The organism is Nostoc sp. JL31, assembly GCF_017114965.1.
Taxonomy (GTDB): domain Bacteria; phylum Cyanobacteriota; class Cyanobacteriia; order Cyanobacteriales; family Nostocaceae; genus Nostoc; species Nostoc punctiforme_A.
On sequence record NZ_JABXKO010000089.1, the window covers coordinates 39986 to 56376 of the forward strand.

The following is a 16391-nucleotide window of genomic DNA, read 5'->3' on the forward strand; positions in this document are numbered from 1 at the left end:
TACTATTTTTTCACTCAATGGCTGATAAAAATTCTTTCTCCCTGCCCTTGTACCCCCCTTATTCCCTGCTACCCTCTCCCTGCCTCTTTTTGACCTCTTGAAATGAGTTACCTACCTACGTCTATCTGCATTAAATTTTTTTAGATTTCTGAGAAAAGTTGTGTCAAATTGTAAAATTTCTGATATTCATATTATTTATAAGGTTCGTGTTTCATGCCTAATTTGCTTTTGTGTATCAGGCAAAAACCCTGAGTAGTGTGATAAGTTAAGAATCATTAAGTTACCACAAGCTAGATTACTAGCCGATGGTACGTGTAATGTCATAACCCTGAGAAATAATGACTTAACTAGTCAGTAAGCTCTCAGAATCTCAGTTACTTAAAAGCAGTTGAGATTGTCAAAAAAAACGTTAATTCCTCACGGCAGTCGGTTACATTGGCTTTCCGTAATGCCTTAGAAACGTTGCAATTTTAGTAAAAAAAGAGGATTTTAGTCCGATGACCATCGCAGTTGGACGCGCCCCTAGTAGAGGGTGGTTTGACGTTCTCGACGACTGGCTCAAGCGCGATCGCTTCGTATTCGTAGGTTGGTCAGGGATACTATTATTCCCCTGCGCCTTCCTAGCACTAGGCGGTTGGCTGACCGGCACCACCTTCGTCACCTCTTGGTACACCCACGGATTAGCCTCCTCCTACTTAGAAGGTGCTAACTTCCTGACAGTGGCAGTATCCACCCCCGCCGACAGCATGGGACATTCCCTATTGCTGTTGTGGGGACCAGAAGCCCAAGGCGACCTCACCCGTTGGTTCCAACTAGGTGGTTTGTGGCCATTCGTTGCCCTACACGGAGCCTTCGGTTTGATTGGGTTCATGTTGCGGCAATTTGAAATTGCGCGTCTAGTAGGGATACGTCCTTACAACGCCCTCGCCTTCTCAGCTCCGATTGCAGTATTCGTCAGCGTATTCCTGATGTACCCCTTGGGACAATCAAGCTGGTTCTTTGCACCCAGCTTTGGGGTGGCTGCAATTTTCCGATTCCTACTATTCCTGCAAGGGTTCCACAACTGGACACTCAACCCCTTCCACATGATGGGTGTTGCGGGTGTATTGGGTGGTGCTTTATTGTGCGCCATTCATGGTGCGACAGTAGAAAATACCTTGTTTGAAGATGGTGATGGTGCTAACACCTTCCGCGCCTTCAATCCAACCCAGTCGGAAGAAACCTACTCAATGGTGACGGCAAACCGTTTCTGGTCACAGATTTTCGGGATTGCTTTCTCCAACAAGCGCTGGTTGCACTTCTTTATGTTGTTCGTGCCAGTCACAGGCTTGTGGATGAGCGCCGTCGGCATCGTCGGTTTAGCACTCAACCTACGAGCTTATGATTTCGTTTCCCAAGAATTACGGGCGGCGGAAGACCCTGAGTTTGAAACCTTCTATACCAAAAACATTTTGCTGAACGAGGGTATCCGCGCTTGGATGGCTCCTCAAGATCAACCCCACGAACAATTTGTATTCCCTGAGGAGGTATTACCACGTGGTAACGCTCTCTAATAGACCAAATATCTTAGGCGGCGCTGGACGCGACCAAGAATCCACTGGGTTTGCCTGGTGGTCTGGTAACGCACGTTTAATCAATCTATCTGGCAAACTACTGGGTGCTCATGTTGCCCACGCTGGTTTGATTGTATTCTGGGCTGGAGCGATGACTTTGTTTGAAGTCGCTCACTTCATTCCTGAAAAGCCCATGTATGAGCAGGGTTTGATCCTGTTACCTCACCTCGCCACTCAGGGCTGGGGTGTTGGTGCTGGTGGTGAAGTTATTGATACCTTCCCCTACTTCGTTGTCGGTGTACTCCACCTAATTTCCTCAGCCGTCCTTGGCTTTGGCGGTATCTATCATGCCGTTCGTGGCCCAGAAACCTTAGAAGAATATTCTTCTTTCTTTGGTTACGACTGGAAAGACAAGAACAAGATGACCAACATCATCGGGTTCCATCTGATTATTTTGGGATTCGGTGCATTGCTGTTGGTAGCAAAGGCAATGTTCTTTGGTGGGTTGTATGACACCTGGGCACCAGGCGGCGGTGATGTTCGGATTATTACCAATCCGACATTGAACCCAGCAGTTATCTTCGGTTATGTAATCAAGTCTCCCTTCGGTGGTGAAGGCTGGATTATTAGCGTCGATAACTTAGAAGATGTGGTCGGTGGTCACATCTGGATTGCCTTTATCTTAATTTCCGGTGGTATTTTCCACATTCTGACTAAGCCTTTTGCTTGGTCGCGTCGTGCATCCATCTGGTCAGGTGAGGCTTATCTCTCTTACAGCTTGGGCGCTCTGTCGTTGATGGGCTTCATTGCCTCAATCTTTGTTTGGTTTAATAACACCGTTTACCCCAGCGAATTCTTTGGCCCTACCGGTCCAGAAGCTTCTCAAGCCCAGGCTTTGACCTTCTTGATTCGTGACCAACGCTTGGGTGCTAACGTCGGTTCTGCCCAAGGCCCCACAGGTCTAGGTAAATACCTGATGCGCTCTCCAACTGGTGAAATCATCTTCGGTGGTGAAACCATGCGTTTCTGGGATTTCCGCGGCCCTTGGTTGGAGCCTCTACGTGGTCCCAATGGTCTTGACTTGGAAAAAATCAAGAACGATATTCAGCCTTGGCAAGCTCGTCGCGCTGCTGAATACATGACCCATGCTCCTCTGGGTTCTCTGAACTCCGTAGGTGGTGTGGCTACCGAGATTAACTCCTTCAACTACGTATCTCCTCGCGCTTGGTTGGCGACTTCTCACTTCGTACTAGGATTCTTCTTCTTAGTTGGTCACTTGTGGCACGCTGGTCGCGCACGGGCTGCGGCTGGTGGTTTTGAGAAAGGAATTAACCGTGATACTGAGCCAGTGATGTTTATGGACGACCTAGATTAGGTTGTAAAGTTTATTAGTTTATTTCATCACTGACTATTAATTTAAAGGCTCTTGCATAAAAGCAAGGGCTTTTTTTATAGGAAAATTAGTAATCTATGTAATTAAAGTGAGCGACTTGCCAAGGTAACTAATCTATGAATGATTCCAATTTTATTGATTCTTTGCGATGGACATCTGAAGCTAAGGAAAAGCTACAAAATATTCCCTTTTTTGTCCGCTCTCAAGCTAAAGCTAGAATTGAACAGTTAGCTCGTGAAGCAGGCCAAGATGTTGTGACTGCTGATTTGGTAGAACAGGCTAGGCTTGAGTTTGGACAATAAATCAGGAGTCAGGAGTCAGGAGTCAGGAGTCAGGAGCCAGAATTGGGAAATACTCTACCTATAAAGGATAGAATTTTAAGTCGAGAATATTCCAGTCAATTTAATTCATCATTACGAATTACGAATTACGAATTATTCTCAACTTCCTCCTACATTCATTGCTGCTAAAACAGCCTTCTGGCTTACATCTCTGTAAACGGTATTCAAATATTTCATTACCACATCACTCGAAGTTGAATTTACTGCATTTTCCTCTTCCTTTGCTAGGGGAATCGCTCCTAATACATCCAATATCGTCTCGCTGCTAGAGGGCACAATCACTACCAAGGATGACTCTAGTGGCTCATTGTATTGCCAGAAAGAGTCAATTTTTACCGAGTATTTGTTATTAGGAATTGACTGTTGAACATCAGGCGTTTCTGTAGTATTGGGTTCAATCTTGGCTCTACGTAATTTACGCAAATCGCTGATAATTTGCTCTTTGGAACGTCCGCGTAATTGAAATAGTACAAAGGGATCTTCACTGAAGCGATCGCCTAACTGATAGTAAATGGCGCCAATATGTTTACAGGGATTTGCTTTATCAGGACAAGAGCATTTACTTTGGACATCAGCAAGGGTAAATGGAAATATCGAAAGACCATTTGCCGTGAATACTTCTTCTATATTTTGTGGCATTTCTCCTGCTAGTAGCTTGGCAGCAAAAATTGCCCTTTGGGACATGCTTTCAATAACATAACCCCATTGTTCATCGGTAAATGGTTCAAGGGAAAGGGAAACTTTATAAGGTTCTACTTCACTACCTTGCACCCTAGCTAATACTTTTGCTCCTTTAAATTCGATGCTTAAAACATTTCCTTGCCGAGCATAATTTCTCGCACGTTCTAAACGCTTTTTAAAGCGATAGGAATCTAGCAAATCTAGCCATTGTTGTGACCACCATTCTCGACTTGCTTGTAATGTGTAATTAGTCATAAGTCAATTTAAAATTTAAAATTCTTTCATTCCAGTCTGCTCAATTCCTCAAAACGTATAGCCATCAACGGGTACACCCAACTAAATTCAAAAATAGATTACCACAATCTGACATTAGTTGTTGTCATCAAGAGCTACTAGGTCATGCCATTTTTGGCAAGAAAGCTGTCACGTTGGCTCAATCGTTAAGGGACTCCCAATAAATAAATTATCCAATCCTCTGGGGGGCGTTTCGCCCGCCCGTAGTCAAGGGCGGACGAAACGCCCTCCATAAGAAGTAATTGGGTATTTTTTTATTTGGAAGTTCCTAACACGTCTCACTTATAGCACGACTACTGGAGTAAGCAAACACGTTCAGTAATGCATTCCCGTTCTGAAACCAACCTTACGACTGCCCAGAAGGTGCAGTAGCATGAATCAAGTCTGGCTTCTCGTCATTAGGAGGACGCTCAATAGTTTGAGCCGATGTGGAACGTTGATGGCGTAGTTTACCGCCGCAGGCATCGCGAGTTTGGATCTGCACAAGTTGACCAGTTTCAATTGACTGATAAAGTGCTTGAATGATCGAAACATCAATCAAGCCTTCCGTGTCAGATGGCTCTGGGTCTTTATCTTGCAGAATACAATCAGAGAAGTAGGTAAATTCAGCCGCGAGTTGATCGCGATCCTCAAAGGTACGCTCTTGAGTTTCACAGTCAGAGATCACAGGCAATTTTGGATAGAAGCTCAATTGAGCTAAATAAAAAAAATAGTAGGAGTTCGGCTAGTCTATGGTGACACCAATAATCCAATCAGCAACTCAAACCTTATACGACGAAGATTATTATCTCTGGCTCAGGACAACTATCAATCAACTTCGCGCTGGACAGTTTTCTGATGTTGATTTAGATAATTTGTTAGAAGAATTAGAAACTATGGGTAGAAGGGAGAAGCGAACGGTGAAAAGTCTGTTGATTAGACTTTTTGAACATCTCCTTAAGCTCACATACTGGGATAAAGAACGGGAGCGAAATGAAGGGCATTGGAAAGGAGAAATCAGGACATTTCGTAGAGAGATTAAGGATCAACTCAAAGAAAGTCCTAGTCTTAAGCCTTACATCTTAGAAATTTTTGATGCGTGCTACCAAGAAGCAAGGGCAGAAGCAAGCGATCGCTCCAAACTTCCTATTGATACATTCCCTGTTGCACTTCTTGGCTCTTTAGAACAAATCTTAGATGAAAACTGGTTTCCTGAATATAACCACAATCATCACGGTAAACCCGATTAAAATGAATACGCAACTTGGGTTTCCATAGGAGTATGCAGCCGTGCAGCCGGACTTAATAGGCTTGGAAATTAGTAAGGGGGAACTAAGACGTTTGACTGGGTTCGATCCAGAAGACGTTTTTCGTCCCTCAGTTTTGCGAGATGGCAAAAAGCGATTAGGGTTTTTTATCAATGAAATGCTGGTGACGCTGGCGCTAACGCCAATAATTGTAGGCTTTGTTTACGCGTTTATTATTCTTCCAACTATTGGTTCTTCAATTCGACTGGGAATTCTTTTACTAATTTTAGTGCCAATGCCGATATTAATGGGGCGATGGCTATGGCGACAATTAACCTGTCCTGAAGGACTGACAATACTTTTAGATGAAGTTGATAAATATCATGACCTGGTTGCTGCTATCGATATCAATGACCAATTAGCAGCATCAGGAAACGTAGAAAGTAGTATCCACGATCGAGATAAAGTCACCGCCGCCCTGCAACTAATTAGAGAAGATTTAGTCCGCGCTCTGAAAACGGAACGAATTTTGCGGGATAATAAAAAATTGCTTGCTAATAACCAAGAGTTATTTGTGAATAATTTAGCCAGTCTGCGAGCTTTACAAGTTAGTAGTCAAGCAGGCGAATATGCTCAACTGCTAAATCAATCATTGCAAATTGCGATCGATGTGCAAGCAGAAATCAGAAAATTGCAGAAAGGCTAAGAGAATGTTTGTAAAAGTGGCTACACGAGACTTTACCTGCCTCCACAGGTTAGAAAACCCTTGATTTTGGATTAGTCCACAGAGGTGGACTTTACTTTGTGTAGTAGTGACTTCTACTCGCCCAATACTTTCCCAGAAAACAATCGCCCCGTTGACTTAAATGAGCAACAAACCCAAAATAATTGTCCTGGATGATGACCCTACAGGTTCTCAAACAGTCCACAGCTGCTTGCTGCTAATGCACTGGGATGTGGAGACTTTACGCCGTGGGTTGCAGGATGATTCGCCGATTTTCTTTGTGCTGACTAATACTAGATCGCTAACGCCAGAGTCAGCTGCATCTGTCACCAAAGAAGTTTGCCAGAACCTGAAAATCGCTTTGAATGCTGAAGGAATCGACGATTTTCTGATTGTCAGCCGTTCTGATTCTACTTTGCGGGGACATTATCCTATTGAAACAGATGCGATCGCACAAGAACTTGGCCCCTTTGATGCTCATTTTCTCGTACCAGCATTTTTCGAGGGTGGACGCATCACCCGCGACAGCGTGCATTACTTGATTATTGGCGGTGTAACCACCCCAGTCCATGAAACCGAATTTGCCCGTGATTCCGTCTTCAGCTACCATCACAGCTACTTACCCAAGTACGTTGAAGAAAAGACTCAAGGACGAATTAGTGCCGAAGTTGTAGAAAGGTTTCTCCTGTCCGATATTCGCGCTGGTAGTTTGGAACGATTGTTACAACTTCATGGTAATCAGTGCGCTGTTGTCGATGGTGAAACTCAAGCCGATCTCAACCGCTTTGCAGTGGATATATTAGCAGCCGCCAGTCAAGGGAAACGCTTTCTGTTTCGCAGTGCAGCAAGTATTTTAACGGCTTTAGCTGCTTTACCTCCCCAACCCATTGCTGCCGAAAACATGGCGCAGTACGTGCGCCAAGGCAAACCAGGTGCAGTGATTGTTGGTTCCCATGTGAAAAAGACTACCCAGCAATTAGAAGCGCTGTTGCAACTAGAAGGAACTGTAGGAATCGAAGTGAATGTGGCGCGATTACTTGATGATGCAAATCAATCTGCGACATTACTAACTGAAATCCAAGAAAGTACACGGGCGGCACACGAAGCTGCCAAAACACCAGTGGTTTATACTAGCCGTCAGGAACTAAATTTTCAAGATGTCAAGACACGATTAGAGTTTGGGGAAAAAGTTTCAAATTTATTAATGGATATTGTGCGCGGTTTACCATCTGATATAGGATTCTTAATCAGCAAGGGTGGCATTACTTCAAACGATGTCTTGAGTACTGGACTAGCTTTAACTTCAGCCCGTTTACTCGGTCAAATTTTAGCTGGTTGTTCAATGGTGTTAACGTCATCCGATCATCCCCAGTTTCCTGATTTGCCTGTGGTGCTGTTTCCAGGTAATGTCGGCGATGCTGATGCCTTGGGGACAGTTTATCAGAGGTTGACCGTGCCAATTTGAGATTTTAGATTTTAGATTAAAGAGTTTTTTGGTTAATGTCGGACTAATATTCCGCTACGCCAACACCCCTTGTGAGTGACACAAATCCAAAATCCAAGTTGCGCTGTCAGCGCACCAAAGGTGCGACCCAAAATTTAAAAACTGTTGTCTTTTGGCTAGTACTGCATGACTTCTGATTCTGCGATTCCCAATCTAAAGTCAAATTCTGCACTTCCTAATGCAGAATCAAACTCTATCCTTTCTGAGGTAGAGGTAAATCCTAGTGTTTCTGATGTAGAGTCAGATTCTATCCTCCCGGATGCTGAGTTAAAATCTGTTCTCCTCTATTTAAAATCAAATACTGTCCTTGGAGATGTAGAGTCAAATCCTGCTGACCCAAATGTAGAGTCAAATCCTGATGCCGGATCGGATTTTATCCTGACTGATTTAAATCCCGATGAGTTAGCATTACCAGGGCATCGTGTAAATGACAATAGTCAAGTCCAGTTAAAAAGTAAGGAGGGACGACTGTTATTAATCTTGCCCTCAGAATCTCAAGTATCTGCCTCAGAACTCACTTGGTCTGATATTTGGCAACAAATAAGGCAACGTCTGAGTGCAGGCGATCGCTTCCGTGTATCTAATACACCTGTGCATTTAATGGCACAAGACCGTTTGGTAGATGCCAGACAACTCCAAGAACTCGCCGAGGCTTTGATTGAAGTCCAACTCCGCCTGATATCTGTCTCGACGAGTCGGCGGCAAACTGCGATCGCTGCCGTGACATCTGGGTATTCAGTAGAACAATTACAGCCCGTAACTTCCCTGAGTTCCGAGCCAGCGGCTACAGCGATTCCCCAAGAAGATGCCCTCTATTTAGAAATGACAGTCCGCTCTGGAGTCGAAATTCGTCATCCTGGGACAGTAATTCTCTTGGGAGATTTAAACCCAGGTGGTATTGTAATTGCAGATGGAGATATTATTATCTGGGGCCGTCTGCGTGGAATTGCTCATGCTGGGGCTGGAGGCAATAGTGAGTGTCTGATTATGGCCTTGCAAATGGAACCAACCCAACTGCGGATCGCAGATGCTGTAGCTAGAGCACCAGAAAAACCGCCAATGCAGTTTTCTCCAGAGGTGGCACATATTACGCCTCAAGGAATTCGTATCGCTAGGGCTACTGATTTTTCCAGAAACCAATTCACCAAGAGCAATCAAGAACCATAAATATTTACTTAAAGAATGAAGTATATAAGTAAAGATGAAATAAGACAAATATTCATGCCTCGCCCTCATCAGGGAGAACAGATATTTCTTCATACTTGATACGATACTTCATACTTTATACTGCAATTTACTGTTTTATATTTCCTGAACCCTCATTGACCGCATTTCTATCATGACTCGCATTATTGTGATTACCTCCGGTAAAGGAGGAGTGGGTAAAACCACAGTTTCAGCAAATTTGGGTATGGCTTTGGCCAAAATGGGGCGTCAAGTTGCTTTGGTTGATGCGGATTTTGGTCTGAGAAATTTGGATTTGCTCTTAGGGCTGGAAAACCGCATCGTTTATACTGCGGTAGAAGTCTTAGCCAGAGAGTGCCGGTTAGAACAAGCCTTGGTGAAAGATAAGCGCCAACCCAATCTCGTACTCCTGCCGGCAGCCCAAAATCGCTCCAAAGATGCAGTCACACCCGAACAGATGAAGTTATTGGTGAATGCACTAGCGCAAAAATATCAGTATGTGATTATTGATAGCCCTGCCGGTATTGAAAATGGGTTTAAAAATGCGATCGGCCCGGCCAAAGAAGCGCTAGTTGTCAGCACACCAGAAATTTCCTCAGTTCGCGATGCCGATCGGGTAGTGGGGTTACTTGAGGCACAAGGTATCAAGCGTGTTCATTTAATAATTAACCGCATCAGACCCTCAATGGTGCAGGCAAATGATATGATGTCAGTGCAAGATGTTCAGGAACTTCTCGCCATTCCCCTGATCGGGGTAATCCCTGACGACGAGCGTGTTATTGTATCTACCAATCGCGGCGAACCCTTAGTGTTAGCGGAAAATCCCTCTTTAGCTGCCACAGCCTTTGAGAACATTGCTCGTAGATTAGAAGGGGAAAGTGTCGAATTTCTGGAGATCGACTCGTCCCAAGACAGCATCTTCGCCCGTCTACGAAGGTTGTTCAGGACAAAGATTGTTTAACTTACCTTTCCAGTCTCCGCCCCAGACCTATTCGTAATGATTGAACTTCTAGAAAAACTTTTTTTTCGCGGCCCTGATAGCAGTCGAACTCAAGTTAAACGTCGCCTGCAATTGGTGATTGCTCACGATCGCGCTGACTTAGATCCTCAAACGTTGGAAAAAATGCGGAAGGAAATCCTAGATGTAGTCTGTCGCTATGTAGAAATTGAGACAGAGGGCTTGGAGTTCTCCTTAGAAAGCAACCAACGAACCACAGCTTTAATCGCCAACTTGCCCATCCGCCGGGTGAAGGGTGCTATACCTGAGTGGGAAAGAGGTGATAAGCCTCTCTAGCTTGAATTTTAAGTATTTATATTTATGATTTAGTTAAATTGTTCGTTCGTAGTAAGGACTTTAGTCCTGGCTTTGAGGATTAAAGTCCCCACTACAAACTACTTTTTTATCGTAAATTAAAGGGTTTAAGAACCTGCAATCTACATGTAGCACCCATTTCAGTCGGGGTTTAAATCCCCGTCTGAAATGTCTTTAATTTTGAATTTTGAATTTTGAATTGTTAAAGATGGTTTGGCAAGTATTATATTGCTGATTGAAAATATGAATTTGTCTCACCAAAGCAGTAAAAATTGAAGATATCCAACCTCTGTCATTCTCTGAAAACAGGAATAAAAAAATCCCGTTGTCGTCACTGCTGACAACGGGAGTATGTAGGGTTTTTTATAATCTATCGGTAGGCAACTTGTGGGCCTGCCCAAATTTCTGTCACCTTTTTACCAAAAGTAATTGGTCGATCGTTGTCTGTTGTAGTGATAGTCTTGCCATCATTAGCAACTTGCATTAATGGCCAGTTTTCCTCACCCAATTCCCCTGCACGGAATAACACATGATCCGGTTGGCTTTTACTCCAGCCTAACAATACGGCAATTTTCTCATGTTCTTCCTCACTCACGGGAGCGACTGTGTTAGTGTGATTTTTTTGCCGATCCCAAATCACTGCACTATCTGTAGAATCACCTGTGTTAAATATACCTTCAAACTTGCGTGCTAAGAAGCGATCGCCTTTTTCTGACCAGCTAACTGGAACTAATACCCCAATCTTACCGCTCGGATCATTTTCTTCTAACGATTCCCCTTTTACAGCCTTTAGCTTTAATAAAGGATCGCTAACTGGAGTCGTTGAAGCCATCACCCACAATTTCTTAGTGTGCATATCTTGGATAAACATGACGCTGGTGACACGGCTGTTGTACATTTGCGGTTTTACTTCCAGCTGCACCCGGCTATAAACAGCATATTTACCATCTGGAGAAATCACGGGTACGCTACGATAGTGACGCACTCCAGAACCACCATTAGAAGCAATCGCTTCTTGAGTTGCTGTAATCCATTTCCAAGGAATCGGATGAGGACTACCGATGGGATCTATTTGTTCTGCTTGGGACTCATTAACTGTTTCCACAACAGGTATTTCGGTCGTTGTGGTTGATTGAGATTCTCTAATAGCTGGTGCTACTTGAGTTGCTGTCAATGATTGAGTAAAAGACTTTTCTCTAGAGAGATAATTTTCTTGTCCTCTTAAAGACTTGACATTAGCAGCTTTAAGTTTGCGTACTAAATTAAGTTGACTAACAGGAACATCTGTTGATGGTGCGAGTTCAACTGCTGCCAAAGAATCGGGAACAGTTACATCGCTTAAATCTAAATCGCTGCTTGAGAGATAATTATCTACTTCAGTTGAAGACTCAATTGTATTTGCTGGTAATACTTGCGGTTCCTGAACAGCAGTACTTTGTGTTGGCACAGACTCAAATTCTTTTGTTATCGATTCGATTTGATCTGTTTTTAATGTTTCAGCTATCTCAGGTTCCCCAACTACAGCTATTTCCTTTGATACAGAGTCAGATTCTCCAGCCATCGAAGTTAGTTTATGTACTTCGGATCTTACTGGGATCGAGTGAGCCGATGCTCCTAATAATGGTGCAATAAGCATCACAACGACAACGTAATTGAGAAATGGTTGTGTGCGGAACCATCCTGACAGCAAAAGGGGTTTAAGCATTTGTAGACTCTCTAGAGGGGGCAATTGCTATGTGAGAAGCAATACATCAACAGCAATGGGGCAGGTGGTAGTTATATGTATAACAAGAAACTAAAAGTAATGACGAGATAATATCTTCAAAGTTTGCAGAGTTTTACAAAAATTAAGTATCATTGTCTACGCCTTTTTTTACTTAGGTACTGAATATTTTTTTGCAAAAATATGCGAGTATAGTAAATATGCTGAGAACTCAGTAATTACTACACAATAACTACACAATATATATTTTCCCTATATCCAATCGCACCAAAAAATAAGTCTTGGTTAAGGAATATTTGGGATATAGTTCGAGGAATGACGCTGGCAAATAATAGATAAGCTAACTTAGCTACCGGGGATCGTACTAGTGATCGCTAGTACACAGTAAATAAGCTAGGTTACACACCAAATATAACAGCGCAAACCCTCATTATGGCAAACGTGAGGCGTTAATTAAAAACCTGGGAAAGCGAACGCATAATACATCATACTCAGAAGATATTGCTATCAGCAACCCAAAGTTATAAATTGCTATCTAAACTACAAAAATAGCTAGAAGACGCAATAGTTTTTCGGAAATTTAACTACATTTAAAGCTAATTTCGGGAAGACAATCGGAAACACAACAAAACTAACTCGGTAGATGCTCTAGCGAATCGCAACGAATAACCACTAAGTGATTAGGTTCACTAGAGGCAGATGCGGCTGATACTAGCTGTTACACTTGTCAACTTAACTATTAAGTTAATCAAGCAGCCTTTGGTTTCATGAATACGAAAGTATTGTACCACCAAACAGCCAATATTATTTACAGCTAACAACTGTATTTTGCAACTGCTGTTTTGAATTTAGGAGACTGCTAGATGCTGGCTGAGTGAATTCTGTTTCAACATGCAACTTAAATGTTGTCAGTTATGAGGGGCGCACTTACGATTAACTAGTAGACCTCTTGCACAAATACAAAATTCGCCCACTCTGGGGGATCTTGCTACATCCCCTAACCCCTTCTGCCAATTTTGGGAGCAGGGGAGCCAAATTCAAAGTCCCTCTGATTTAGGGTCAGGGCTTTTGATTTATGCAAGAAGTCTAATGACTCACGACTAGCAACTACTAATTATTAATGAAAATTGTATTTTTTGGTACACCTCAGTTTGCTGTACCCACCTTGGAAAAATTATTGAATCATTCAGAATTTGAGGTGCTGGCGGTTGTCACCCAACCAGATAAACGCCGGGAACGCGGAAATAAACTGACCCCTTCACCAGTAAAAGCGATCGCAACTGCTCACAATTTACCAGTATGGCAACCCGAACGGGTGAAAAAAGATACTGAAACTTTAAGCAAACTCAAACAATCAGATGCAGATGTGTTTGTTGTTGTCGCTTATGGACAGATTTTATCGGCAAAAATCTTGAATATGCCAAAATTAGCTTGCATTAATGTGCATGGTTCGATTTTACCCAAATATCGCGGTGCAGCGCCGATTCAGTGGTGTTTGTATAACGGTGAGAAGGAAACGGGGATCACCACCATGTTGATGGATGTGGGGATGGATACCGGCGCAATGCTCCAAATCGCCACTACACCTATTGGATTACTGGATAATGCCCAAGATTTAGCCGACAGACTAGCGGCGATTGGTGGAGATTTATTGGTGGAAACTCTGCTGAAGCTGGAACGTAAGGAAATTCAACCAATTCCCCAAGATAATTTAGCAGCTACTTACGCCTCTCTGATTCAAAAACAAGATTATGCTTTGGATTGGTCAAAAAGCGCGATTCAATTACACAATCAAATCAGAGGCTTTTACCCTAACTGCACGGCTACCTTTCGTGACAACCTGTTGAAAATCACCGCTTCTGCTCCCCTTGGTTCTGTAAGCGATGTCTGGCGGCAAGCCGCTCCGCGTCTACGCGATCTCCCACCAGAATTGCAAGAATTGACTCATAAATTGCCTGATTTGTCAAACGTATCAGATCGACCAGGAGTTGTAGTGAGCATTGTCAAAGGACTTGGCGCAATCGTCCAGACTGGGGAAGGATTGTTGCTGTTGCGAGAAGTTCAGCTAGCCGGTAAACGTCCCCAGTCGGGATGGGATTTTGTAAATGGTACCCGCTTAACTGTGGGAGAAGTTTTTGGTGCGGGAAACTGACGGGGATGGAAGAGATGAGACGAAAATAACTTTTAACTCCTCACTCCTGTACAGACGCGATTAATCGCGTCTCTCCTAAGACTTTTCATAAAAGCGGCAAGATTCGCAAGGCCCATCTGGGTTGACTGCACAGCGAATGAGTTCTGAATGAGCATTGTAGCAGCAGGTGGCATCACCGATTACCCAACGTCCCGCTACCAAACTTTTCTCAGATGGTCGTTTAGCAGACTGTACATAAATGACAATATTATGCAAGCGATAGCGCCCAGCTTGAAGTTTGTATCTATGGCGGCGCTCTAAAACTGCGTAGGTTTTACCTTCAAAATCGAGATAGTTTCCGGGTTGGGGTGTCCAATCAAGTTGCACTCTACCAAGGGACTCACGCGGGTGCGTCAGAATCACCTCGGTTGGTAAAGAGTCTGGCTCCATAAGCTTATGTGATTTGATTTACATTATAAGGATAGTATCGCGATCGCTTTCTTTAGCTTACCGAATTTAAATTACAATTAATGATTAACTAGATTTGCGAGAAATATACAAACAGTAGGGTAGCACAGCAGTGCATCCCTACAGATTACGGCAACCAAAAGTTAGGTAGGATAGATTTGCTCAAGTTATGCAAAGTTTGGTTGAGCGATCGCGCCACTTGGATATGCACTTCATCCTCTTCTACAGCTAAAATCTCAGATGGCTGACCCTCTCCCAAATAAGACACCACCAAATTCGCCGCCTCTAAACCAGTAACATAAGCCTTTTCCTGCGACCAGGAACCATGACGGTTCACAATCCAATCCCCACTCATAAACACATTCTCAAAACTTGTCTTAGCGGGCAACATATAACGATAGCTGCCAGGTGCAAAGTGAGTTACCGCTTGAGGTAGCCGAATTACACTGCTATCAATAATCTTTGCCTCCCGAAAGGCTGCCACACAAGTTGCTAAGTAACCCTGAACTATTGATAAAATCTCCTCATCGCTCAAATTGAGAAACTGATTCGCATGATAGAAATCAGCTTCAATCACTGTTCCCGGTTCATCCCGATATTCATCATGTAGAGCATTCAAATCAAAAAACGTCCAACCTGTACTTGCGTCAAATCCAAAACAAGCATTAGAAGGACGAGGAATATCAATTTTACGGTCAAACCATAGTCGCGTTGCTAAAACATCAATTGCTCCTAAATTGTTCAAATTACGGAATTCTTCACGGCTTTGTAAACTAGGGCTAGTTGAGACAATTTTTTTCATCCCCGTGATCCCAACGGCAAAAATCACGGCATCTGCTTCAATTACTTCATCACCACAAACCACACCCTTGACTTGATTACTATCAACAATTAAGTCTGTAACCCGACGCTTGGGCAACACTCGCGCACCAGCTTTTTCGATACGTTCCACCCAAGGACGAAATATTTTTTCTCCGACAGTTCCCCGACACCAAACCACATCAAAATCGGGTTGATGAGCCAGAATAAAAAAGTAAAGCATTCCTAAAGTTGCGGCGGCTGAACATTGTTCGCCAGGGGCAAATAAGCCCACTAATAACATCGGTTCAAAAGCCTCGCGGTAAAGTCGTGCAGAAACGTTAAAGTCTTTGAACAATTCACGGGCAGTTACAAAATCATAGCGCCGCCAAGCTGCATCAGAATTGTCAAAATCAACGACAGCATAAAGTAAAGGCAGGGCGCTAAGACGGTCAATTAGTGGCAGCCGCTTAAACTGAGTGTAGAGAAAAGTTCCTAGTGGCGAGGGGAGTCGCGGTAAATCTTGAAAAATCGGTGATTCAACTTCCAAACCTGCTGGCGAATATTGCGAAGAACGAGTCCAAGTAGTAAAAGGATTAATTTCTAATTCATTGATTAGGGAAAAAATATTTTTGTAAGGATACCAGAAGCCATGAATGCCAGCTTCAACAGATTTTCCGGCAGATGTTTGCCAACCTGCCACCAATCCACCGGGATAGGGGCCGGCTTCGAGAAGTGTCACATCATAACCTTGTTTTGCCAAATGGTAGGTTGCTCCTAAACCGGCCCAACCAGCACCTACAACTACCACCCGTTTTTGTTGTAACCCTCCTACCATCGCAGCCTCCAATTGTTGCAGTCCATCAACTAATGTATACGAACTTGTGTTTCGATCGAGTAAGGGTTGTCATTATAGCGGTTTTCAGTTGGATGCAATAGGCGCTTTGCTAGCACATTCCATCGAATTTAAAATAGTTATAGAGTTTAAAAAAGGCTTAGGGAAAGTCGTTCAGTAAAAATCACTTGCGGGTAATGCTGAGTTAAGAGTATAACAGAAA

Annotated in this window: 15 protein-coding genes; 10 read left to right on the top strand and 5 right to left on the bottom strand. The window is 43.4% G+C overall.

Annotated elements, in window-relative coordinates; all coding sequences use genetic code 11:
• Positions 1 to 497: 497 nt before the first annotated feature.
• The 3 genes from psbD to HWQ43_RS20560 all read left to right on the top strand — a co-directional run bounded on the left by psbD (position 498) and on the right by HWQ43_RS20560 (position 3248).
• Positions 498 to 1553, top strand: coding sequence for a photosystem II D2 protein (photosystem q(a) protein) (psbD, locus tag HWQ43_RS20550; protein WP_012409998.1), 1056 nt, complete (start codon positions 498 to 500; stop codon positions 1551 to 1553).
• Positions 1537 to 2928, top strand: coding sequence for a photosystem II reaction center protein CP43 (psbC, locus tag HWQ43_RS20555; RefSeq protein WP_292737493.1), 1392 nt, complete (start codon positions 1537 to 1539; stop codon positions 2926 to 2928). The genes psbD and psbC overlap by 17 nt, the downstream gene beginning before the upstream one ends.
• Before the next feature lie 134 nt (positions 2929 to 3062).
• Complete coding sequence (locus tag HWQ43_RS20560; RefSeq protein ID WP_292737495.1) at positions 3063 to 3248, top strand: PCP reductase family protein; 186 nt, start codon at positions 3063 to 3065, stop codon at positions 3246 to 3248.
• 138 nt (positions 3249 to 3386) lie between these two features.
• Here the strand turns inward: HWQ43_RS20560 and HWQ43_RS20565 are convergent, their stop codons facing one another.
• Both HWQ43_RS20565 and HWQ43_RS20570 read right to left on the bottom strand, forming a co-directional pair.
• Complete coding sequence (locus HWQ43_RS20565; RefSeq protein ID WP_292737497.1) at positions 3387 to 4223, bottom strand: SWIM zinc finger family protein; 837 nt, start codon at positions 4221 to 4223, stop codon at positions 3387 to 3389.
• Between the two features lie 385 nt (positions 4224 to 4608).
• Complete coding sequence (locus HWQ43_RS20570; protein WP_292737499.1) at positions 4609 to 4929, bottom strand: hypothetical protein; 321 nt, start codon at positions 4927 to 4929, stop codon at positions 4609 to 4611.
• A 64-nt stretch (positions 4930 to 4993) separates the two neighbouring features.
• On the opposite strand from HWQ43_RS20570, the gene HWQ43_RS20575 reads away from it, so the two are divergent.
• The 6 genes from HWQ43_RS20575 to minE all read left to right on the top strand — a co-directional run bounded on the left by HWQ43_RS20575 (position 4994) and on the right by minE (position 10195).
• Positions 4994 to 5491, top strand: a complete 498-nt coding sequence (locus HWQ43_RS20575) for a DUF29 domain-containing protein (protein ID WP_292737501.1) — start codon at positions 4994 to 4996, stop codon at positions 5489 to 5491.
• 40 nt (positions 5492 to 5531) lie between these two features.
• Positions 5532 to 6194: a hypothetical protein gene (locus tag HWQ43_RS20580; RefSeq protein WP_292737503.1), complete on the top strand. Its 663-nt coding sequence runs from the start codon at positions 5532 to 5534 to the stop codon at positions 6192 to 6194.
• 160 nt (positions 6195 to 6354) lie between these two features.
• Positions 6355 to 7677, top strand: coding sequence for a four-carbon acid sugar kinase family protein (locus tag HWQ43_RS20585; protein ID WP_292737505.1), 1323 nt, complete (start codon positions 6355 to 6357; stop codon positions 7675 to 7677).
• A 165-nt stretch (positions 7678 to 7842) separates the two neighbouring features.
• Positions 7843 to 8883, top strand: coding sequence for a septum site-determining protein MinC (minC, locus tag HWQ43_RS20590; protein ID WP_292737507.1), 1041 nt, complete (start codon positions 7843 to 7845; stop codon positions 8881 to 8883).
• Positions 8884 to 9055: 172 nt separating this feature from the next.
• Positions 9056 to 9862, top strand: a complete 807-nt coding sequence (minD, locus tag HWQ43_RS20595; protein WP_292737509.1) for a septum site-determining protein MinD — start codon at positions 9056 to 9058, stop codon at positions 9860 to 9862.
• A 36-nt stretch (positions 9863 to 9898) separates the two neighbouring features.
• Positions 9899 to 10195 (top strand): cell division topological specificity factor MinE, encoded by a 297-nt coding sequence (gene minE, locus HWQ43_RS20600; protein ID WP_094350996.1) that lies wholly within the window; start codon positions 9899 to 9901, stop codon positions 10193 to 10195.
• A gap of 388 nt (positions 10196 to 10583) precedes the next feature.
• Here the strand turns inward: minE and HWQ43_RS20605 are convergent, their stop codons facing one another.
• Positions 10584 to 11918 carry a hypothetical protein gene (locus HWQ43_RS20605; RefSeq protein ID WP_292737511.1) on the bottom strand — a complete coding sequence of 445 codons (1335 nt, stop codon included), beginning with the start codon at positions 11916 to 11918 and terminating at the stop codon, positions 10584 to 10586.
• Between the two features lie 1138 nt (positions 11919 to 13056).
• On the opposite strand from HWQ43_RS20605, the gene fmt reads away from it, so the two are divergent.
• On the top strand, positions 13057 to 14088 hold the full coding sequence (gene fmt / locus HWQ43_RS20610) for a methionyl-tRNA formyltransferase (RefSeq protein ID WP_292737513.1): 1032 nt from the start codon (positions 13057 to 13059) through the stop codon (positions 14086 to 14088).
• Between the two features lie 75 nt (positions 14089 to 14163).
• Here the strand turns inward: fmt and HWQ43_RS20615 are convergent, their stop codons facing one another.
• Together HWQ43_RS20615 and HWQ43_RS20620 are read right to left on the bottom strand one after the other, a co-directional pair.
• Positions 14164 to 14517, bottom strand: coding sequence for a DUF6464 family protein (locus tag HWQ43_RS20615; protein ID WP_289797939.1), 354 nt, complete (start codon positions 14515 to 14517; stop codon positions 14164 to 14166).
• Positions 14518 to 14662: 145 nt separating this feature from the next.
• Positions 14663 to 16171, bottom strand: a complete 1509-nt coding sequence (locus tag HWQ43_RS20620; RefSeq protein ID WP_292737516.1) for an FAD-dependent oxidoreductase — start codon at positions 16169 to 16171, stop codon at positions 14663 to 14665.
• Between the last annotated feature and the right edge of the window lie 220 nt (positions 16172 to 16391).